The sequence below is a fragment of the Plantactinospora sp. B24E8 genome (assembly GCF_039871735.1).
Classification (GTDB): Bacteria; Actinomycetota; Actinomycetes; order Mycobacteriales; family Micromonosporaceae; genus Plantactinospora.
Genome location: NZ_JBDPMH010000001.1, coordinates 177,742 through 197,919, shown reverse-complemented (window position 1 = coordinate 197,919; position 20,178 = coordinate 177,742). Strand labels below are relative to the sequence as shown.

Genomic DNA, 20,178 nt, shown 5'->3' with positions numbered 1-20,178 from the left:
GACATCTCCCGGCCGGTGGGTCAGTTCGCCGGAGTGGAAACCGATGGTTCGAGTGGGCTGCGGAGCCCGCGCAGCCAGCCGGCGTCCCGGACACCGTCGAAGACACCACCGTCCGGGTCGTCCGGGTGGGTGGCCCGGACCGGGTCCTGCTCCGGACGCAGGATGTCTCGGATGACCAGGCCGCAGAGGACCGCGACGGTGATCAGCCGGAGGCTGGCGGCGAGCACGAACACGCCCTCCGGGAAGACCGGCTTGCTGGTGGCGGCGCCGAGCAGTTCGCCGTAGAACGCGACGAAGTAGCCGACCTCGGCGAACTGCCAGGCCAGGAAGGCACCCCAGCGGGGGCGGGCGAGCACCACCAGCGGCAGCAGCCAGAGGGTGAACTGCTGTGACCAGACCTTGCTGAAGATCAGGAAAGCCGCCACCATCAGGAAGACCAACGCGGCCAGCCGGGGCCGGCGCGGTGCGAACAGCGCCAGCGCGCCGATGCCGAGGAAGGCGAGCACGATCAGGGCGTACGACAGTGTGTTCAGCGTCGGGATGTGGTCACTGAGCCACTGGAACGGTCCCTGGTCGCCGGGGGCGCCGCTGTTCCACTTGCCGTCGAGGTAGCGGCCGATGTACCAGAGCGTGCCCCAGTCGATCGCCCGCTCGCTGTTCAGGTCGAAGAACCGTCGCCAGTTCTCCGGATAGAGGATCGCGATCGGCAGGTTGACCGCGATGATCGTGCCGACGGCGGTGGCCATCGTCACCACCGGTGCCCGGAACCGACTGGTACGCAGGGCGAGCACCGCCAGCGGCCAGAGCACGAAGAGCGGCCAGAGTTTCGCGGAGGTCGCCAGGCCGAGCAGGAGGCCGGCGATCACGGGTCGTCGTTTCGCCCAGGCGTACAGGCCCATGGCGGCGAGTCCGATGGCCAGCAGGTCCCAGTTGACCGTGGCGGTCAGCAGGAGGGCCGGGGAGAGTGCGAACAGTGCCGCGTCCCATGGTCGGCGTCGGCGCAGGGCGAGGATCATCGCCACCGTCGCCACCGCGAGCGCACCGAGCACCAGGGCGTTCAGGTTGTAGAACCAGCGCGCCTGGTTGATCTCGGGACGGTCCACGCCGATGTCGTGCACCGGCAGGCCGAGCGCGCCCATGAAGAACCCGGTGACGACCGGGTACTCGACCGGATGGTCCCGGTACGGCACCTTGCCCTCGTTCAGCCCCTCCGCGTAGTAGAGGGCCAGGACGTCGGTGTAGCAGAACCGGGTGTACTGGATGTTGTTCGACCAGGCGCCGGTCTGGCAGGGCGACTTCTGCACCCAGTGCAGGGCGAGGGTCAGGCAGGTCAGGGCGAGCACGATCCGGGCCGCGGTCCAGAACCGGCCACGCCACTGGTTTCCCCGCCGATCCACGCCCACCGCGTGCTCGCCGATCGGGCCGCCGATCGCCTCGGCAAGCCCGCGGACGAAGCCGTCCGACCGGGACGGGTGGTCGACCTTTTCAGGTTCGTCAATGCCAGCCGTCGACTGCGCGCTCATGAACAGGCATCCTGCCGTACCGGTCCGGAATCCGTCAGACCCGGATCGGCCGTGTCGCCGATCGGGACGGAAAACGCGGTCGGCGGCCGGGTACCGGACCCGACCGCCGACCGCGGATATTTATATCTCCGAATGGTTACCGACCGCTGGCGGTCGTCCCCACCCGGCGGCTAACCGCCGGTCGTGTTGCGGTTGTTACCGCCACCACCGCCACCGTCGCCCGGTGGGAGGGTGATGCCGCCCCCTGGGTCGTCCGGATTGGTGGTGCCACCACCCGGTCCACCCGGTCCACCCGGACCACCGGGGCAGAGCGGGCTCGGGTTCGGGCCCTGGCAGTCACCCGGTCCGCCCGGACCGCCGGGACCACCCGGCGGGGGGTTGCTCGGCGGCGGCGCCGGTTGGGTGCCGTTGCCGGCGTCCTTGTTACCGATGTGCTTGGCGTCCGGCAGGGCCACCAGCGGCTCACCCTGGAGGGCTTCCTTCATGAACCGGTTCCAGATGCTGGCCGGCAGGTCACTACCGTTGATGTTGCGACCGTTCTTGTCCTTGATCTCGGGCCGCTTGGGGTCCTTGCTGCCGACCCAGACCGCGGTCGCCAACTGTGGCGTGTAGCCGACCATCCAGGCGTGCGCGTTGAACTCGGTCTTGCTGTACTCCCAGGTACCGGTCTTACCGGCCGCCTGACGGCCGCCGAGCTGGACCGAGCTGAGCTTCTTCAGCACCGCAGTGACCTCGTCGGCCACCTCTTTCTTGATCCGCTGCTTCGGATCGCGCTTCTCGCCGTTGATCTTCTTCCACTTGCCGGTGTCCTTGTCCTGCTGCTCGATCGAGACCACGAAGTGGGCCTTGTTGTAGACACCGCCGTTGGCCAGTGTCGCCAGGCCGTTCGTGTGGTCGAGCACGGTGATCGGATACTGACCGTACGCCAGCACGTTGAAGAACGGCCCCCGGAGATCCTTCGGGTCTTCCTTGGTCAGGTCGTGCGACTTCGGCGGGTTGTCCTTGGTCTCCCACATCCTGTTGATGCCGGCGTCCCGGGCGAGCTCGATGAGCTTTTCCCGGCCGATCTGCTCGGTCACGTGGTAGAAGGGCACGTTGTACGACTGGAGCGTCGACAGTTCGAGCGAGCACCACTTCGCACAGGCGGCCTGGCGGCCCGCGTTCTCGACCTCGATCTGGGTGCCCGGCACCTTGTAGTCGCTGGAATCCCAGTGCGAGTCGATCGAGATGCCCTCGTCGATCGCGGCCGCCAGCGTGTAGACCTTGAAACTCGAGCCCGGCGGATGCCCACCGCTGAGATATCCGGAACTGTCGGTGTTGAGTCCGGCGTAGTCGTAGCCGGCGCCACTGTCACCGCCGTAGTACGCCATCACCCGTCCGGTCTTCGGGTCGATCGCGGTCAGCGCGGCCATCAGGTTCGACGGCTGTCCCTTGATCTCCGAGCCGGTCTTGCGCTGGGCGGCGTCCTCCGCGGCCTTTTGCATGTCCCAGTCGATGCTGGTCCTGATCTTGTAGCCGCCGTCGCGGAGCGCCTCGGAGCAGTTCAGCTTCCCGTTCGGCTCGGTCGGGCCCATGGTGCAGATGCCCTTCTCCGCCATCTCGGCCTTGACGTAGTTGATCACGTTGCCCCGGGGGGTGGCGACACCGAACGCCTCGTTCGCGTTCTTCCGCTTCTGCACCGTCGGGTACTTCAGCTGGGCGCGCTCCGCGGCCGACAGCCAGCCCTTGTCGACCATGCCGCCGAGGACGTAGTCCCAGCGGCCCTTGGCCTCCTCCAGGTTGTCCGCCGGGTCGTAGCCCTTGTGCCCGGTGGACTTGTCCGGCTCCGGCTGCTTGATCAGCGCGGCCAGCACCGCGCCCTCCTCGACCTTCAGATCCTTGGCCGACTTGCCGAAGTAGGTCTGGGCGGCGATCTCGATGCCGTACGCGCCCCGGCCGAAGTAGACGATGTTCAGGTAGTGCTGGAGGATCTCGTCCTTGCCGAGCTGGTCGTTCAGCTTCGAGGCGAGCACCGCCTCCTTGACCTTGCGCTGGTAGCTGTCGTCCTTCAGCTCCGCGTACGCGTTCCGGGCGTACTGCTGGGTGATGGTCGAGGCACCCTGCTTGCTGCCGCCGGTGAAGTTGTTCCACGCGGCCCGGGCGATACCGACGTAGTCGACACCGTCGTGGTCGTAGAACTTCCGGTCCTCGGCCGAGACCACCGCCTGCTGCACGTACTTCGGGATCTGGTTGATGGTGACGATCTGCCGGTTCTGGTCACCCAGCTTGGCGATGACGCTCTTGTTGTTGTAGGCGTAGACGGTCGTCGCCACCGGCAGCGGCAACTCGTCCGGCATCACCATCTTGGTCGAGTACCAGGTCGCGCCGACCACGCCGCCGCCGGTCAGGATGATGAACACCGCGAACGCCGCGATGATCATGTTGATCCGTTTGCGCTTCTTGGCCCGGCGTACCGCCGCCGGGTCGGCGTCACCGGCACCGCGCCGCCCACGCCGACCGGGGCCGGTCGGCCCGTCGGGACCGTCCGGGCCACCGGGTCCACCCGGTCCGGCCGGGGAGACCGGGACCACGGCCCGGCCGACCGTCGCCCGACCCGCGGCACCACCGGCGCCCGCGCCACTCACCGAGGCGGCGCCGACACTCGCCCGGCCGGCGGAGGCCCGGCCGCCCGCGCGGCCCGCGCCGTATCCGCCGCCCGAGCCGGGCGCGTCCGGGACCGCCGCGCCGCCGACCCCGGCCCGGCCGCCGACCCTGGCCCGACCGGGCGAGGCCGAACCGACCGAGGCGGAACCGACGGACGCGGAGCCGACGGACGCGGAGCCGACCGAGGCCGAACCGGCGGCAGGGGACACCGGCGATGCGGCCCGTCCCACTCCGGCCGCCCGTCCGGGTGGCGTCGCGCGGCCGCCGGCCCGAGCCGACGGGGCATCGGACTGCCCGCTGTTCGCGGGCCAGCCGCCCCGGTCGCCGTCGCGTGCGGAGCGGCGGCTCGCGGCCTGGTCGTCCCAGGACGGGCGCTGGTATGGATCGTCCGCTGCTCCGTGGTCGCCACGCGCGCCCGGGAACTGGTCCCGTCCGCGCGCGGAACTAGGATCGCCGTACGAGTTCATTCGTCACACCCTGCCGGTCGCGGTGATGGGCGTGCGCGCCCCCACCGGGTTGCCGTGAGCTAGAACACGCCACATCCAGACTCGGACACGCCGATATCCGGGTGGCGCAACATCGGAAATAACCGGACTTATCCGGTTCGCTACGTGATACTCGCCCCGCCCTGGTCGGAAAATCCCGGAACCGGGGAGACGAGTCACCGTCACCGTCCCGCCTCGCGCCTTCGACGTATCGACGAGCCGCCGGCGCCTCCGGCGACAGTGCCTGCGGCATGCGACACCGAGGCCGCCGCCGCACCCGGCGCGTCGCCCTGGTCGTCAGTGGGTACGCCGTCCCGGCCGAGCAGGTACTGCTCGACGAGATGGTTCCAGTCGCAGCCGCGACACACCTCCACCACGTACACCTGGAACTCACGCAGGGTCATCGCCAACACCGACAGCTCCGCACGGGTGCGGGCCTGACCGGCCGACTGCCTGAGCTCATCCCCGTAAATGTAGTGCACGTGGGTGAGATTCTCGCGGCGGCAGACCGGACAGAGCGTTTCGGTCGGTTCGCCATGGAATCGTGCGGCGTTCTTCAGGTACGGCGACGCGTCACAGACCTCGTAGGTGCCGACCCGACCCGAGTGCACCTCACGCAGCACCGCTCGCTTCTGGAGCGAGTAGTCGACGACCTGGCGCTGCGTACGCATGCGGTGAAGGGTAACCGGTCCGGCCGGGCGAGGCGACCACCGTCACTCAGAGTAGTCAAATCCGTGCCGTACGAGGGGTTTGCCTAGCCGACGCAGAGGGTTTACGGTGCGATGTATCGGCCCGATACATCGAGCCGGTGACGACGGGCCTGACCAGGCCACCGGATCCGCGTCAGGACGAGAGAGGGGTGCTCATGCTCGAGCTCGCCATTCTCGGCCTACTGCAGGAGTCCCCGATGCACGGCTACGAGCTCCGCAAGGAACTCGCCGCCAAACTCGGGGCGATCCGCGCGGCCATCAGTTACGGCTCCCTGTATCCGACCCTGCGCCGGCTGCAGGCGGCCGGTTGGATCACCGAGGCTGGCCAGGCGCCGGCCACCGCCGAGGAGATCCCGGCCCTGACCAGCCGACGCGGCCGCGTCGTCTACAAGATCACCGCAGAGGGCAAGGAACGTTTCGCCGAGCTGATCGCCCAGACCGGCCCGGAGAGCTACGAGGACACCGGTTTCGGCGTCCACTTCGCGTTCTTCGCCCGTACCGACCGCGCGACCCGGCTCCGGATCCTGGAGGGCCGCCGCCGCAAGGTCGAGGAGCGTCGCGAGGGGCTCCGTGACGTGTTGAGCCGGGCGGCCGAACGGCTCGACGCGTACACCCTCGAACTGCAACGCCATGGCCTCGACGCCTGCGAGCGTGAGGTGCGCTGGCTGGAGGAGCTCATCGCCAACGAGCGCTCCGGCCGGGCCCCGGCAGGGTCCACCCCGGGCACCGTCCCGGACACCCCGGGCACCGGCCCGGGGCCAGCAAAAGAACACAACCCGCCTCCGCCTGGGCAGTCCAGGAATGAGCCGGAGCGGCCGTGATGAACACAAAGGAGGCAAACGCGATGGGCTCCGTCCGCGTCGCCATCGTCGGTGTGGGTAACTGCGCCTCGTCCCTGGTCCAGGGCGTCGAGTACTACCGCAATGCCGACCCCAACGACCGCGTCCCGGGTCTCATGCACGTGACCTTCGGCGACTACCACGTCTCGGACGTGGAGTTCGTCGCGGCGTTCGACGTCGACGCCAAGAAGGTCGGCATGGACCTCGCGGAGGCGATCGTCGCCAGCGAGAACAACACCATCAAGCTCTGCGACGTGCCGCCGACCGGCGTCACCGTGCAGCGCGGTCCGACCTTCGACGGTCTGGGCCAGTACTACCGGGAGATCGTCGAGGAGTCCGACCGCGAGCCGGTCGACGTGGCGCAGGCGCTGCGCGACGCCCAGGTCGACGTGGTCGTCTGCTACCTGCCGGTCGGTTCGGAAGAGGCCGCCAAGTTCTACGCCACGGCGGCGATCGAGGCCGGCTGCGCCTTCGTGAACGCGCTGCCGGTCTTCATCGCCTCCGACCCGGCCTGGGCGCAGAAGTTCGTCGACGCCGGGCTGCCGATCGTCGGTGACGACATCAAGAGCCAGGTCGGTGCGACGATCGTGCACCGGGCGCTGGCCAAGCTCTTCGAGGACCGCGGGGTCGAGCTGCTGCGCACGTACCAGCTCAACTTCGGCGGCAACATGGACTTCATGAACATGCTGGAGCGCAACCGGCTGGTCTCGAAGAAGATCTCGAAGACCCAGTCGGTCACCTCCCAGATCCCGCACGAGATCAACAAGGGTGACGTGCACATCGGGCCGTCGGACCACGTGCCGTGGCTGGACGACCGCAAGTGGGCGTACATCCGGCTGGAGGGTCGCGCCTTCGGTGACGTACCGCTGAACGCCGAGTTGAAGCTCGAGGTCTGGGACTCGCCGAACTCGGCCGGTGTCATCATCGACGCGGTCCGGGCCGCGAAGATCGCGCTGGACCGGAAGATCGGTGGCCCGATCCTCTCCGCGTCGAGCTACTTCATGAAGTCGCCGCCGGTGCAGTACTCCGACCACGACGCCCACCAGAGCGTCGAGGACTTCATCGCCGGCAAGATCGAGCGCTGATCCGGAACGCCGGAGAGAACTGACGTACGGCCTGCGGGGTCGGACCGGAGACGGTCCGGCCCCGCCGCCGTTTCCTGACCACACGCCGCCGACCGTTCCGTCCCGCGAGATGTACCCCCGGGGGGTATGCTGACGGGAGAAGGAGGCGGTCCGCATGCACGACGGGCACAACCATCAGCAGCACACCGGGCACGGCGGCCACGACAAGCACGCCGGGCACGATCCGCTGGTGTTCCGCCGAAAGTTCTGGCTGAGCCTGGCGCTGACCCTGCCGATCGTGGTCACCAGCCACATGGTGATGGACTGGTTCGGCTACTCCCTCGACTTCCCCGGCATCTCGCTGGTCGGGCCGGTGCTCGGCTCGGTCGTCTTCGGCTACGGCGGCTGGCCGTTCCTGGTCGGCGCCGTCCGGGAGGCCCGGGACCGGGCCCCCGGCATGATGCTGCTCATCGCGATGGCGATCACCGTCGCCTACGTCGCCTCGCTCGCCACCAGTCTCGGCGCGTTCGACCTGGACTTCTGGTGGGAACTGGCCGCCCTGGTCACCATCATGCTGCTCGGGCACTGGCAGGAGATGAAGGCGATCGGCCAGGCCCGGGGCGCGCTGGCCGCGCTCGCCGCGCTGCTGCCCGACGACGCCGAACGGGTCGACGACGACGGTGCCGTGCAGCGGGTGCCGCTGGCCGACCTCCGGGTCGGTGACCTGGTGCTGGTCCGACCGGGCGCCCGGGTGCCGGCCGACGGCCCGATCGTCGACGGCGGCGCCGAACTCGACGAGTCCATGATCACCGGCGAGTCGCGACCGGTACCGAAGCGGACCGGGGACCGGGTGGTGGCCGGCACCGTGGCAACCGACTCGGCGATCCGGGTACGGGTCGACGCACTCGGCGAACAGACCGCGCTCGCCGGCATCCAGCGGCTGGTGGCCGAGGCACAGCAGTCGAGCGGGCGGGCCCAGGTGCTCGCCGACCGCTTCGCCGCCTGGCTGTTCTACGTCGCGACCGCCACCGCCGTGGTCACCTTCGTGGTGTGGACGGCGCTCGGCGACGTCGACGAGGCGGTGGTACGTACCGTCACGGTGTTGGTGATCGCCTGCCCGCACGCGCTCGGGCTGGCGATCCCGCTGGTCATCGCGCTCTCGACGGCCGTCGCCGCGAAGGCCGGCATCCTGGTCAAGGACCGGTTGGCGTTGGAACGGATGCGTACCGTCGACACGGTGCTCTTCGACAAGACCGGCACCCTGACCCGGGGCGCGCACACCGTCACCGGGGTCGCGGCGGCACCGGCGCTCGACGTACCCGATGGTCGGGCCGAGGACGAGCTGCTCCGGTTGGCCGGCGCGGTCGAGTCCGACAGCGAGCACCCGCTGGCCCGGGCCATCGTCACCGCCGCGACCGACCGGACCGGTACGGCGTCCGCGACCGACTTCCGCGCGCTGCCCGGCCGGGGCGTCCGGGCCAGTGTCGAGGGGCGGGAGTACGCGGTCGGCGGCCCCGCCCTGCTCCGGGAACTCTCCGCCCGGCCCGACGACGAGCTCGACCGGGCCACCGCCGACTGGGCGGGGCGCGGAGCAGCGGTGCTCTACCTGGTACGCCTCGACGACACCGGCCCCCGGGTGCTCGGTGCGCTCGCCTTGGAGGACGAGGTACGCCCGGAGGCCCGCGAGGCGGTCGACGAACTACGGCGGCAGGGGATGCGTTCGATCGCCATGATCACGGGTGACGCCCGTCCGGTCGCCGAGTCGGTCGCGGAGAAGCTCGGCTTCCGGGCCGGCGTGGACGAGGTCTTCGCCGAGGTCCTGCCGGCGGAGAAGGACAACAAGGTGACCGAGCTGCGCGAGCGCGGGCTGACCGTGGCGATGGTCGGTGACGGGGTCAACGACGCGCCGGCCCTGGCCCGGGCCAACGTCGGGATCGCGATCGGCGCCGGTACCGATGTGGCGATCGAGTCGGCCGGGGTGGTGCTCGCCTCCTCCGACCCGCGCGGGGTGACCGGGGTGATCCGGTTGTCCCGGGCGGCGTACCGGAAGATGCTGCAGAACCTGGCCTGGGCGGCCGGCTACAACGTGGTCGCGCTGCCGCTCGCCGCCGGGGTGTTCGCCTGGGCCGGGGTGGCGCTGAGCCCGGCGATCGGCGCGGTCCTGATGTCCGGTTCGACGATCGTGGTGGCGCTCAACGCCCAACTGCTCCGTCGGGTACGCCTGACCACCGACCGGTAGCGGGCAGGCGCCCGTCCCGGCGGGCCGCACAACCGGACGGGTGAGCGACGCCCCCGGCCCGGCGGGCAGTCGACCCGACAGGCGGCGGCTCAGGCCCAGGCGCGCTGGAAGGCCACCCCGGCCTCCAACTCCAGCAGGTGGCGCTTGCGGGGCAGGCCGCCGCCGAAGCCGACCAGCTTGCCGCCGGCGCCGACGATCCGGTGACAGGGCACGATCACCGGGATCGGGTTGCGGTTGCAGGCCACCCCGACCGCCCGGGCCGCGCCCGGATCGCCGACCGCCGCCGCCACCTCGCCGTAGGTCCGGGTCTCGCCGTACGGGATGGTCGTCATCTCGGTCCAGACGGCGCGCTCGAATCCGGAGCCCTGCCGGACGTGCAACGGCACGGTGAACCCGGTCAGCTCGCCGGCGAAGTACGCCCGCAGTTCGGCGACCGCCGCCGCGAGCACGGGCTCACCGGCCGGCAGCCCCGCCTCGCCGGTCGCCAGTCCGTTGGCCTCACCCGCCGTGTCGACCCGCCCGAAGCGGACGCCGCAGATCCCGACGTCGTCGACGCCGACGGAGAGTTCCCCGATCGGGGTGTCGAGCACGGTCCAGCGCATCGTCCCATTGTCCACCCGGTCCGACAGCACGGGACATCCGGCTGGCAATCCCACCAGGCACCTGCTAACTTTCCTTGGCATGTGCAGGGTTTCATTATGAGCAGGGACGGTCCCAGCGGCGACGACCTGGTCCGGGCCCTGGCGACGCTGGCCAATCCACACCGGTTACGGGTCGTCGCGGCGCTCGTCCGCGGTGGACGGAACTACGTGAGCCAGCTGGCCCGCGAACTGGGCATCAGTCGGCCGCTACTCCAGGTCCATCTCCGCAAGTTGGAGTCCGCGGGCCTGGTGTCGGCGCGCCTGGAGCTCTCGGAGGACGGGAAGGCAATGAAGTTCTACGAGGTCAATCGATTCGACATCCGGTTGACACCGGACGCGGTGGAGGCGGCGGCACGCACGCTCAGCCTCTCGGAGCAAGGCGGCCGGGAGGCCGAAGAGGGAGCGGGATCGTGAACGAGTACGACTGGACGGCCATGAACACGGACGACTGGATCGAGATCGTCGGCGCTGTCGGCCTATTCGTCCTGGTCATCGCGGTGATCCTGACGGTCATCATCCAGGTGTCCCGCACCCTGCGGGCCAGGATCGCGGCCGGACGCGACGGTGAGTACAAGGCACTCGCCGAAGCGGCGGTCCGTACCCAGGAGGGCACCGAACGCCAGTTGGCCGAACTCGGCGGACGTCTCGCCGCGATGGAATCCCGGATGACCTCACTCGAACGGGTCCTCAAGGACGTCGAGTAAGCCCTCCCCCACCGACCGGGCGTGAACAGCCGCCCGGCCCTGGGCCGCCGAGCGCCAACTCGGCGGCCCAGGAGGAAAAGCGTCACCTCGCCCAGCGGCGAGTTCTCCACGCAACACTTCCCCGGCAGAAAGGACAGCACTTCATGCTGCCCGGAAACAAACCGGTCCGGCGTACCCGTCGGACCGTCACCGGATGGTCCGCGACCCTGCTCGCGTCGGTCGTCCTCGCCACCCTCACCGGCTCTCCCGGTACGGCGGGCGCGGCCACCGCCCCGCGTCCGACGCCGGGCATCAACTGGCAGCCGTGTGCCGCCGATGCCACCGCGCAGTGCGGCACTCTCGCGGTGCCGATCGACTGGAGCCACCCGAACGGGCCGACCTTCGATCTGGCGCTGGCCCGGCGTACGGCCACCGACCCGGCCGCCCGGGTGGGGGCCCTGTTCTTCGGCCCCGGCGGTCCCGGAGACTCCGGGGTGAGTCGGGTGGCGAACCCGAACAACTTCCGGCGGTTCAGTCCCGAACTCCACCGTCGGTTCGACATCGTGAGCTTCGACCCGCGAGGCGTGGGCGCCAGCAGTCCGGTGCGCTGCTCGACCGAGCTGCTCAACCAGCGGCCCACACCGGTGCTGACCAGCCAGGCCGACTTCGACCGTACGGTGTTGTACAACCGCAGACTGTGGCAGGACTGCCGGGAGCGGACCGGGCCGGTCTTCGACCACGTCGACACCGTCAGCATGGCCCGTGATCTGGACGCCGTACGCGCCGCGCTCGGCGAGACGCGGCTGACCTACCACGGCAGTTCGTACGGCACCCTGCTCGGTGAGCAGTACGCCGAACTCTTCCCACACCGGGTCCGGGCGATGGTGCTGGAGAGCGTCGTCGACCACAGCCTCGACACCCGGGATTTCCTGAACACCCAGACCACCGCCGCCCAGGACTCGTTCGACGCGTTCGTCGCGTGGTGCGGCCGTACCGAGAGCTGCCCGCTGTATGGGCAGGATGTTCGCGCGGTCTGGGCCGACCTGATGGACCGGGCCGGACGCGGGGAGGTGCCGGACCCGAAGGACCCGTCGGCGACGCTGACCCCGTACGCGCTCAGTGGTTTTCTCGCACCCCGGGCGCTCTACAACCCCGACTACGCCGGGCTGGCAGGGATGATCAGCACGCTGAGCGCCCAGGCCCGGGGCGGAACCGTCGCGGCGAGGGTCGCCGACCCGATCCCGACGGCGCCGGGGGCACAGACCAGCTCGAACTACCTGGCGATCTTCTGTCAGGACTGGCACCTGCCGATCCGCGACTACCGGGAGTACGCCGCCCGGCTGCGGGAGATGGCCCGGATCGCGCCTGACCTGCCGTACCCGCAGGCGCTGGCGGTCGTGGAGTCGTGCCTCGGGTCGCCCCTGGTCGACAATCCGCAGCACCGGTTGAAGATTCACAGCGAACAGCCACTGCTGCTGCTCAACGCGGTGCACGACCCCGCCACCGGATACAACTGGGCGACAAACGTGGCCCGGCAACTCGGCCGGCACGGTGTGCTGCTCAGCTACGAGGGCTCCGGCCACGGCGTCTACACCGCCACCTCGTGTACAAGGGACACCGTGGACGCCTATCTGATCCGGTTGGCGGTGCCGGCCCACGGCACCCGCTGCCCTGCCGCCGAACCGGCACCGACCGCTTCCGCTGGATAGTCGTCCGGTAGCAACCTGGCTCGGACGCTCCGATCCGGCGCGTCCGGGCCTGGTCGGCTTCTCCCGCGCGGCCACGGGGCTACGACGGGGGAAAGGACAGCAGGCGTTCGGTGTGGTGGGCCACGATGCCGAGCATGAACTCCCGGTTCGGGAAGTCGCCGTCGAGCAGCCGCAGCGGGCCGGCGACCAGCGACAGGTGCTGGGCGAGCTGGTAGAACCGCAGTCGCCGCTCGTCCAGCCCGTCCGGCCGGAGCAGCGGATAGTGCTCGCCGAAGCGGATCCGCAGGAAGACGTGCTCCCACTCGACGTCGAAGAACATGGTGCCCTCGATGTCGATCAGCACCGGTTCACCGGCGGCGTCCACCAGCACATGGTCCGGACCGAGTTCACCGTGGACCAGCCCGTACGACGTCACCGGATCGACCGCCGACGCCAGCTCGTGTACGAGGTCGGTCAGCCGTGCCCGCTCCCGGTTGATCCGCTCGTCACGCCCGGCCGCCTCGGTCAGGTCCTTGAGCGCCCATCTCCGGACCACGTCCAGGGCCGACGGGAGCGTCGGCGTCGCCTCGGCGGCCACCGCGACCTTGCCGAACCGGGTGGACCGGTGGTCGCGCATCACCGTCAGCATCTCGGCCAGCCGGGCGACGGTACCCGCCGCCGCCCGCGGATCGTCGGCCAGCCGCTGCTCCAGGTTCGGCCCGGGGACCTCCTCGACCAGGGCGATGTCGGCCGGATACCAGCGCCGGCTCCGGTCGAGCAGGTGGATCTCGGGCACCCGGACGCCGATCCGGGCGTACTCGGCGGTTGCGGCCTCGAACAGCACACTGTCGGCGGCGTTGGCGAGCACCGTGGTGCCCGGCACTCCGTCGGCACCCGCCGCGACCGGCCAGTAGTTCTCCTCGGCGCTCCAGATGTAGCCCACCACCGTGGAGTTGTCGTCGAGGGTCAGCCGGTACACACCCTTCCTGGTCCCGCCGCGCAGCCGGGTGACCGTACTGATGCTGCGGGAGGTGCCGTACGCGGCCCGGACCACATCGGTCAACTGGGTCCGGTCGGCGAACTGGCGAGGTGTCCGGGCGGCGTCCACCCACCGCACCATAGTGGGCACCGGAACGATGCGGGGCCGCGCCTGAAGGCGCAGCCCCGCATCCGGTTCACTTCTGCTCGGTGAAGCCCGGCGGGGGCGTCAGCTCCAGATGCCTCAGGTTCTCCGCCGTACGCGGCAGCCAGGAGTACCTGGTCGTCACCGTTGCCGCGGCGGGAAACTCACCCGGGCCCTGCCCGCCGATGCGTTTCACCGCGGTTCCCTGAACCGGCAGGTAGGTCGTCTCGTCCACCCACATGTCGATCCGGTACGACCGGTGCGGCCCGAAAAGTTGCAGGTGCAGGGTGTCGACGCCGTCCACCTTCTCCTTGCCCACCAACTCCACCGTGCCGTCGGTGATCGCCTCACGGATGCTCTCCGGATCGGTGATGTCCGGCATCCCCGTGGGGTCCTCGTCGGGCAGCGGCCCCGTCCACCACTGTTTGAGCAGGTAGTCGACGGTGACGCCGTCCTGGTCACCCTCCGGACCGGTAACCAGGTGCGACTGGGACAGCCGGATCGGCCCCCGCGTCCGGTCGGTGGGAGCCGGGGGTGCCTGTCCCTTCCCGCCCGGCGGGACCGAAGCACGCACGGAACTGTCGTAGACGTCGTTCCGGTACCGCTGGGTGGCCTTGTCGGTCCACTCGTCGTAGTAGCCGCCGTCGTAGGTGTTCCTCGCGTAGATGACGTACTCGGTGGCCCGGCCCAGCGCCTTCAGGGTCTGCTCCTGCACCTGGGCCACGTTCTCGAACCGCACGGTGCCGTCGGCCGGACGCCCTTCGCCGGGCACCCCCTGGCCGACGGTCGTGACCAGTAGGGCGGCGGCGGCCACCGCGACCACCGGCGTGGCGATCGCGGTACGGATCGACCAGGTACGCCGGGCCTGCTGACGACGCAGCGCGGAGACCAGCCCCGGTGACGCGTGCACGTCCTCCAGTTCCTGCCGCAGTCGGACACCGAGTTGGTGGCCGTACCGCTCATCGGTGAGCATGGGGAACCTCCAGGGGATAGGAATCGTGATCGTCTGCCAGGAGCTCGCGCAGCCTGGCCAGGGCCCGGGACGTGTACGACTTGACCGTCCCGGTGGAGAAGCCGAGCAGTTCCGCGGTCTGCTCGACGGACAGGTCCTCGAAGAAGCGCAGTACGACAACCTGCCGCTGACGGATGGGCAGCTTGGCCAACGCCCGTACCACCACCCGACGGTCGGTCACCCGCTCGTACCCGCCGTCGACCGCGCGCAGGTTGTCCGGCTCGGCTGGCATCGGTGCCTCCCTCGGGCGCCGGAACAGCCACCTGATCCGGTCCCGCGAGAGGTTGACCAGCACCTGGCGGGTGTACGCCTCGGGTGCCTCACGCGCCCGCGACCAGTGCCGCGCGGTACGCAACAGGGCCGTCTGCAACAGGTCCTCGGCGTGCCCGCGATCCCCGGTGAGCAGGTACGCGGTGCGGAGCAGTGCCGTGGACCTGCCCTCGACGAAGGTTTCGAAGGTGGGATCAACCCGCATACCCCTCAGAACTCCGTCCTGTCGGGGCGGGTTGCCCTACCGGAGGGATCAGTTGCCGGAGCGGACGAACAGCGGTACGGCGGTTCGGCCGCCATCGGGTGACCCGACCCACACTCTGACCGATCGGTTAGTTTCTGACCGATCGGTCAGGCACCCTGGGCGGAGGAGGTGGTGGGATGGCACGCGGCAGAACCCGTGACGAGATCCTGGCCGTGGCGGCCCGGCAGTTCACGCACGCCGGGTTCAAGGGCACGTCGCTGCACGACATCGCGGTCGAGGTCGGCTGCTCGAAGGCGACCCTGCTCTACCACTTCGACAGCAAGGAGGCGATCCTCCTCGCCCTGGTCGCCCCGGCAGCCCGGGACCTGGTCGCACTCGACGCCCGGCTCGGCGGGCTGTCCGCCGCCGAGGCGCGGGAGGCGGCCATCGAGGGCTTCGTCGACCTGGTGGTGACGTTCCGCCAGGAGGTCGCGCTCATCTACGACGACATGCCACACCTGCTCGAACATCCGGCCTTCGGGGACCTGCAGCCGGTCACCACCCGGCTGGTCGCCGCCTTTGCCGGGCAGTCGACCGAGCTGTCGGCGCGGATCGCCGCCCAGGTGCTGCTCGCCGGGATCACCGCGATCGTCATCGACTGCGCCGACGAGAACGCCGACGAACTCCGGCAGGCCCTGGTCCAGGTGGCCCGCCGGGCCCTGGTCGACCACGCCTGACCCGCCCACCGCCACCCCGGACAGCACCGCACCACCAAACCAGCACAACGCCGCACCACCCCGATTTCCCGCAGCCGCTCCATCCCCCGACAAGGAAGCGACATGGCGACACTCCTCTACCGGCTCGGCCGGGCATCGTTCCGGCGCCGCCGGCTCGTTGTGGTCCTCTGGCTCGTCCTGCTGGCCGCGCTCGGCGGCGCGGCGGTGGCGTTCATGGGACCGACCTCGAACAACTTTTCCATCCCCGGCACCGAGTCGCAGCGGGCCATCGACGCGCTGCAACGGGAGTTCCCGGAGGCGAGCGGCGCGACCGGCACCATCGTGGTGGCCGCGCCCGAGGGGCAGCAGCTCGCCGCCCCGCAGCACCAACCGGCCGTCGCCGGCCTGGTCCGGGAGGCCGCGACCCTGGCGGGCGTGCTGGGTGCGCTCGACCCGTTCGCCACCGGCGCCGTCTCCCGGGACGGGCGGTACGCGCTGGTCCAGGTGCAGTTCGCCGCGCAGGCCGACGAGATCACCGAGGCGCAGCGCGAGGCGTACGAGGCCAGTGGCGGCAGCGCGACGGCGGCCGGGCTGCGGGTGGAGCACGGCGGTGAGGTGATGTCCGGCCCGCCCGAGGTCGGCGGCACCGAGGCGATCGGGGTGGTGATCGCCCTGGTCGTCCTGGTGGTGACCCTCGGCTCGCTGGTCGCGGCCGGGATGACCATGCTCAACGCACTGCTCGGGGTCGGTGCCGGCATGGCCGGCCTGTACGCGCTGAGCAGCGTCACCGACCTGACCAGCACCGCGCCGATCCTGGCCCTGATGCTCGGCCTGGCGGTCGGGATCGACTACTCCCTGTTCATCACCTCGCGCTACCGACAGAACCTGCTGGAGGGGCTGGAGCCGGAGGAGGCGGTCGGCCGGGCGATCGGCACCGCCGGTTCGGCGGTGCTCTTCGCCGGGGTGACCGTGGTGATCGCGCTGGCCGGACTCTCCGTGGTGAACATCCCGTTCCTGACCATCATGGGCCTGGCCGCCGCCGGTACCGTCGCGGTCGCGGTGCTCGTGGCGTTGACGTTGCTCCCGGCGCTGCTTGGGTTCGCCGGCCACCGGGTGCTGCCGCGCCGGCTGCGGGCGGCGACGGCGACCGGCGGCGACGACGCCGGCCACTCCGGGAGCTTCGGTTTCCGCTGGGCACGGCTGGTCATCCGGCTGCGCGTACCGGTGATCCTGGTCGCGGTGCTCGGGCTGGGCGCGCTCGCCCTCCCGGCCGCCGACATGCGGGTCGCGCTCCCGGACCACGGCAGCGCCCCGGAGGGTACGCCGGAGCGGGCCGCCGCCGACCTGATCACCGAGGGCTTCGGGCCGGGCTTCAACAACCGGCTGGTGCTGGTGGTCTCCAGCGACTCGGCGGAGCGGACCGGTGCCGCCGCCCAGCAGGTCACCGCGGCGGTGCAGGGTACGCCGAACCTGCTCGTGGTCGCCCCGCCGAACCCGAGCCGGGACCAGCGCACCGCCCTGCTCGCGGTCATCCCGACCACCGGCCCGACCGACGAGGCGACCGAGACGCTGGTGCACGACCTGCGGGCCAGGGTCGCCCCGATCGACGGGACGGACGGCGTCGAGGTGGCGCTCACCGGTCAGACCGCGGTCGGGATCGACGTCTCGGAGAAGCTCTCCGACGCGATGCCGTGGTATCTGCTGCTGGTCGTCGGCCTGTCGGTGCTGCTGCTGATGCTGGTCTTCCGGTCGGTGCTGGTACCGGTGAAGGCGGCGCTCGGCTTCCTGCTGACCGTCGGCGCCACCTTCGGCCTCACCGTGCTGATCTTCCAGCAGGGGCATCTCGCCGACCTGGTCGGCCTGGACACCCCCGGTCCGCTGATCAGCTTCCTGCCGATCCTGCTGATCGGCATCCTGTTCGGGCTGGCGATGGACTACGAGGTCTTCCTGGTCTCCCGGATGCGGGAGGACTTCGTGCACGGTGACACGGCGGTCCAGGCCACGGTCAACGGGATGGGGCACGGCGGCCGGGTGGTCACCGCCGCCGCGCTGATCATGACCTCGGTCTTCGCCGGTTTTGTCCTGATGGAGGACCCGGTGATCAAGTCGATGGGCTTCGCCCTCGCGATCGGGGTGGCGATCGACGCGTTCGTGGTCCGGATGACCCTCGTCCCGGCGGTGATGTCGCTGCTCGGTCGGGCCGCCTGGTGGCTGCCGGGCTGGCTGGCCCGGATCCTGCCGAGCGTGGACATCGAGGGTGAGCGGCTGCGCCACCACCTGGGCGCCGTCGAGGCGGAGCAGCCCGAACTCAGCCGGGTCTGACCAGGCCCACCAGTCGGGGGGGGGCCGGCCCGGCCGCCGGGCCCCCCCCCGACCCGCGTCCCGGCGCAGGTCACCACCGGTTCGGGCAGCCACGCCGGCGCGCGGTTTTTTCCCGGGGCGAGGCAAACTTTTGCCCGGTGCGGAGCGTCTCTGCACGGGGGAGGTGAGCGTGGGACGGACGTCCGAGGAGGAATTCACCCGGTTCGTGCATGAACGGGGTGACGTGCTGCTCCGGGTCGCCCAGGCTCTCGCCGGCGACCGGTACGCCGCCGAGGATCTGCTGCAGAACGCGCTGGCCAAGGCGTACGCCCGCTGGCCGCGGATCCGGGGCGACGCCGAGCCGTACGTCCGGCAGATCCTCTACCACGACCAGGTGTCGCTCTGGCGGCGGCGGGGCCGACGCTCCGAGGTGACCGTCGCCGAGGTGCCGGAACGGCAGGCGGTCGCCGCCGGACAACTCGACCACGACACCGCGGTACGGATGCTGCTCCGGGACGCGCTGCGGAAACTGCCGCCCCGGCAACGGGCGGTCCTGGTGCTCCGCTACCTGGAGGACCAGACGGTCGAGCAGACCGCGGCCATGCTCGGCTGCCGGCCGGGCACCGTGGCCAGTCAGGCGTCCCGGGCCCTCGCCAAGCTCCGTGACCTCGTACCCGAGTTCGCCGAGCTGGCGCCCGGGACGGACCGGCGCGGCACGCCCGGCGGGGACGGCACGCCCGGCGGGGGCAATCGCGACGACCCGGCCACCGGGGGCGGATCCGCCCTGCTACGGCAACCGGAGTTGGTGGGCCGGCGCAACGATCGGACGGCGGCGACAGAACGGACGGAGGTGTACGGGTGAACGGCAACACGGAACGGATGCTGCGGGAGGCCGTACACGAACTGGCGGGTGACCCGCACCAGTCGCCGGACTTCCTGGCCGGGGTGGTCAGGCAGGGTCGACGGATCCGGCGCCGGCGCCGGGTCGGCGCCACGGCGGCGATGGTCGTCGCGGTGGCGACGATCGCCGCACCGTACGTCTGGCTGCGCCCCGACACGGAGCCGCCGCCCTCGACGGTCGCCGGGGCGCCCGAGGAGTCCGGGTCGGCCGAGCCGACCGCCGAGCCGACCGCCGCTCTCCTGCCGCCGCCCGCCGAGCCGTCCCCGGTGTCGTCGGTGGGCAAGGACTGGCAGGACAGGCCGCTGGTGCTGCCCGGTGGCTGGATCGCCCTCGCGGTCGCCCAGCCGGTCATCTCCGCTTCCTGGGTGTACGACCGTGCCGCCGGGCGGTACGTCAACCTCGGCAAGGAGTACCAGCAGGTCCTGCCCGCTCCGCGCGGTTCGCTGGTGGCGGTGCAGCGCACCGTCGGCTCGAACGAGATCGGCCTGCTCGACCTCACCACCCGCGAGGTGCGGTGGACCAGTGCGGTCGGGACGATCCTCAGTCCACGGTGGTCTCCGGACGGCGGTCAGTTGTTGGTCACGATCTTCGACAAGAATCCGGCCGGGGCACGCTTCGGGATCCTGGACCCCGCGAACAGCTCGTTCCGGCAGTTCCCGGTCTCCAACCGGCAGATCTGCCCCGAGATCTGTCGGTTCAGCTGGCTGCCGAACGGTCGGGAGATCGCCCTGCCGCAGCTGGCCATCGCGGCCACTCCGGACGACAAGACAAAACGGCCCCACTTCCAGATGGAGATCTTCGCCGTCGACGGCGCCGAACCGGTCCGGGTCGTACCGCTGCCCGGCAACGTCTCCGGCACGACCGCCTGGTCGCCGAACGGACGGTACGTCGCGCTCCAGGGTGTCGAGTCGGCGCAGCTCGTGGACGTCGGGACGGGAAAGTCGATCAACAGACTGCCCAGCGCCGACGTCACCTGGATCCGGGACGACTGGCTGCTCTACCTGGACTCAGCCGGCGCCAAGGGGCCGGCCGCGGTGCTGATCGACCTGAAGGGTACGGAACTGCAACGCCTCCCACTGCCGAGGGAGTTCATCAAGGCCGAGGTCCTCGTCGCGCCGAACTGACGCAACCTGAAGAAAAGTTTCTTCCCCACAGG

General features: G+C 70.5%; 16 protein-coding genes and 1 pseudogene. 10 read left to right on the top strand and 7 right to left on the bottom strand.

The genetic code is table 11. The features are described from left to right. Positions 1 to 20 precede the first annotated feature (20 nt). From ABGB21_RS00900 to ABGB21_RS00890, 3 genes are all read right to left on the bottom strand, one after another. Positions 21 to 1,523 (bottom strand): glycosyltransferase 87 family protein, encoded by a 1,503-nt coding sequence (locus ABGB21_RS00900; RefSeq protein WP_347655150.1) that lies wholly within the window; start codon positions 1,521 to 1,523, stop codon positions 21 to 23. Positions 1,524 to 1,693: 170 nt separating this feature from the next. Next, positions 1,694 to 4,375: a transglycosylase domain-containing protein gene (locus ABGB21_RS00895; RefSeq protein WP_347655149.1), complete on the bottom strand. Its 2,682-nt coding sequence runs from the start codon at positions 4,373 to 4,375 to the stop codon at positions 1,694 to 1,696. Between the two features lie 458 nt (positions 4,376 to 4,833). Beyond that, positions 4,834 to 5,322 (bottom strand): DUF5318 domain-containing protein, encoded by a 489-nt coding sequence (locus ABGB21_RS00890; RefSeq protein ID WP_347655148.1) that lies wholly within the window; start codon positions 5,320 to 5,322, stop codon positions 4,834 to 4,836. A 194-nt stretch (positions 5,323 to 5,516) separates the two neighbouring features. Between ABGB21_RS00890 and ABGB21_RS00885 the strand changes: the two genes are divergently transcribed. The 3 genes from ABGB21_RS00885 (at position 5,517) to ABGB21_RS00875 (ending at position 9,503) form a co-directional block, all read left to right on the top strand. Next, positions 5,517 to 6,182 carry a PadR family transcriptional regulator gene (locus ABGB21_RS00885; protein ID WP_347676362.1) on the top strand — a complete coding sequence of 222 codons (666 nt, stop codon included), beginning with the start codon at positions 5,517 to 5,519 and terminating at the stop codon, positions 6,180 to 6,182. Positions 6,183 to 6,205: 23 nt separating this feature from the next. Further along, entirely contained in the window at positions 6,206 to 7,285 is a 1,080-nt protein-coding gene (locus tag ABGB21_RS00880) for an inositol-3-phosphate synthase (protein WP_347655147.1), read from the top strand. A 154-nt stretch (positions 7,286 to 7,439) separates the two neighbouring features. Next, complete coding sequence (locus ABGB21_RS00875) at positions 7,440 to 9,503, top strand: heavy metal translocating P-type ATPase (protein ID WP_347675965.1); 2,064 nt, start codon at positions 7,440 to 7,442, stop codon at positions 9,501 to 9,503. Positions 9,504 to 9,592: 89 nt separating this feature from the next. Here the strand turns inward: ABGB21_RS00875 and ABGB21_RS00870 are convergent, their stop codons facing one another. Next, on the bottom strand, positions 9,593 to 10,105 hold the full coding sequence (locus ABGB21_RS00870) for a methylated-DNA--[protein]-cysteine S-methyltransferase (RefSeq protein ID WP_347655145.1): 513 nt from the start codon (positions 10,103 to 10,105) through the stop codon (positions 9,593 to 9,595). Positions 10,106 to 10,201: 96 nt separating this feature from the next. Between ABGB21_RS00870 and ABGB21_RS00865 the strand changes: the two genes are divergently transcribed. From ABGB21_RS00865 to ABGB21_RS00855, 3 genes are all read left to right on the top strand, one after another. Further along, entirely contained in the window at positions 10,202 to 10,558 is a 357-nt protein-coding gene (locus ABGB21_RS00865) for an ArsR family transcriptional regulator (RefSeq protein ID WP_347655144.1), read from the top strand. Next, complete coding sequence (locus ABGB21_RS00860; protein ID WP_347655143.1) at positions 10,555 to 10,848, top strand: hypothetical protein; 294 nt, start codon at positions 10,555 to 10,557, stop codon at positions 10,846 to 10,848. The genes ABGB21_RS00865 and ABGB21_RS00860 overlap by 4 nt, the downstream gene beginning before the upstream one ends. Positions 10,849 to 10,991: 143 nt before the next feature. After that, a complete protein-coding gene (locus ABGB21_RS00855; protein WP_347655142.1) occupies positions 10,992 to 12,536 on the top strand; it encodes an alpha/beta fold hydrolase in 1,545 nt (514 codons plus the stop codon). Positions 12,537 to 12,615: 79 nt separating this feature from the next. On the opposite strand, the gene ABGB21_RS00850 is transcribed toward ABGB21_RS00855, so the two are convergent. The 3 genes from ABGB21_RS00850 to ABGB21_RS00840 form a co-directional block, all read right to left on the bottom strand. Continuing rightward, a complete protein-coding gene (locus ABGB21_RS00850; RefSeq protein ID WP_347655141.1) occupies positions 12,616 to 13,623 on the bottom strand; it encodes a phosphotransferase in 1,008 nt (335 codons plus the stop codon). A 67-nt stretch (positions 13,624 to 13,690) separates the two neighbouring features. Then, positions 13,691 to 14,611, bottom strand: a complete 921-nt coding sequence (locus ABGB21_RS00845; protein WP_347655140.1) for a hypothetical protein — start codon at positions 14,609 to 14,611, stop codon at positions 13,691 to 13,693. Then, the gene (locus ABGB21_RS00840) at positions 14,598 to 15,125 is read right to left on the bottom strand and encodes a SigE family RNA polymerase sigma factor (protein ID WP_347655139.1); all 528 of its coding nucleotides are present in this window, start codon (positions 15,123 to 15,125) and stop codon (positions 14,598 to 14,600) included. The genes ABGB21_RS00845 and ABGB21_RS00840 overlap by 14 nt, the downstream gene beginning before the upstream one ends. A 176-nt stretch (positions 15,126 to 15,301) precedes the next feature. On the opposite strand from ABGB21_RS00840, the gene ABGB21_RS00835 reads away from it, so the two are divergent. From ABGB21_RS00835 to ABGB21_RS00820, 4 genes and pseudogenes are all read left to right on the top strand, one after another. Continuing rightward, entirely contained in the window at positions 15,302 to 15,841 is a 540-nt protein-coding gene (locus ABGB21_RS00835; RefSeq protein ID WP_347655138.1) for a helix-turn-helix domain-containing protein, read from the top strand. A gap of 102 nt (positions 15,842 to 15,943) precedes the next feature. Beyond that, positions 15,944 to 18,142 carry an MMPL family transporter gene (locus ABGB21_RS00830; protein ID WP_347655137.1) on the top strand — a complete coding sequence of 733 codons (2,199 nt, stop codon included), beginning with the start codon at positions 15,944 to 15,946 and terminating at the stop codon, positions 18,140 to 18,142. Positions 18,143 to 18,311: 169 nt separating this feature from the next. Beyond that, a pseudogene (locus tag ABGB21_RS00825) lies at positions 18,312 to 18,797 on the top strand (SigE family RNA polymerase sigma factor); the annotation flags it as partial. A gap of 182 nt (positions 18,798 to 18,979) precedes the next feature. Further along, positions 18,980 to 20,146, top strand: a complete 1,167-nt coding sequence (locus ABGB21_RS00820; protein ID WP_347655514.1) for a hypothetical protein — start codon at positions 18,980 to 18,982, stop codon at positions 20,144 to 20,146. Positions 20,147 to 20,178: the final 32 nt, after the last annotated feature.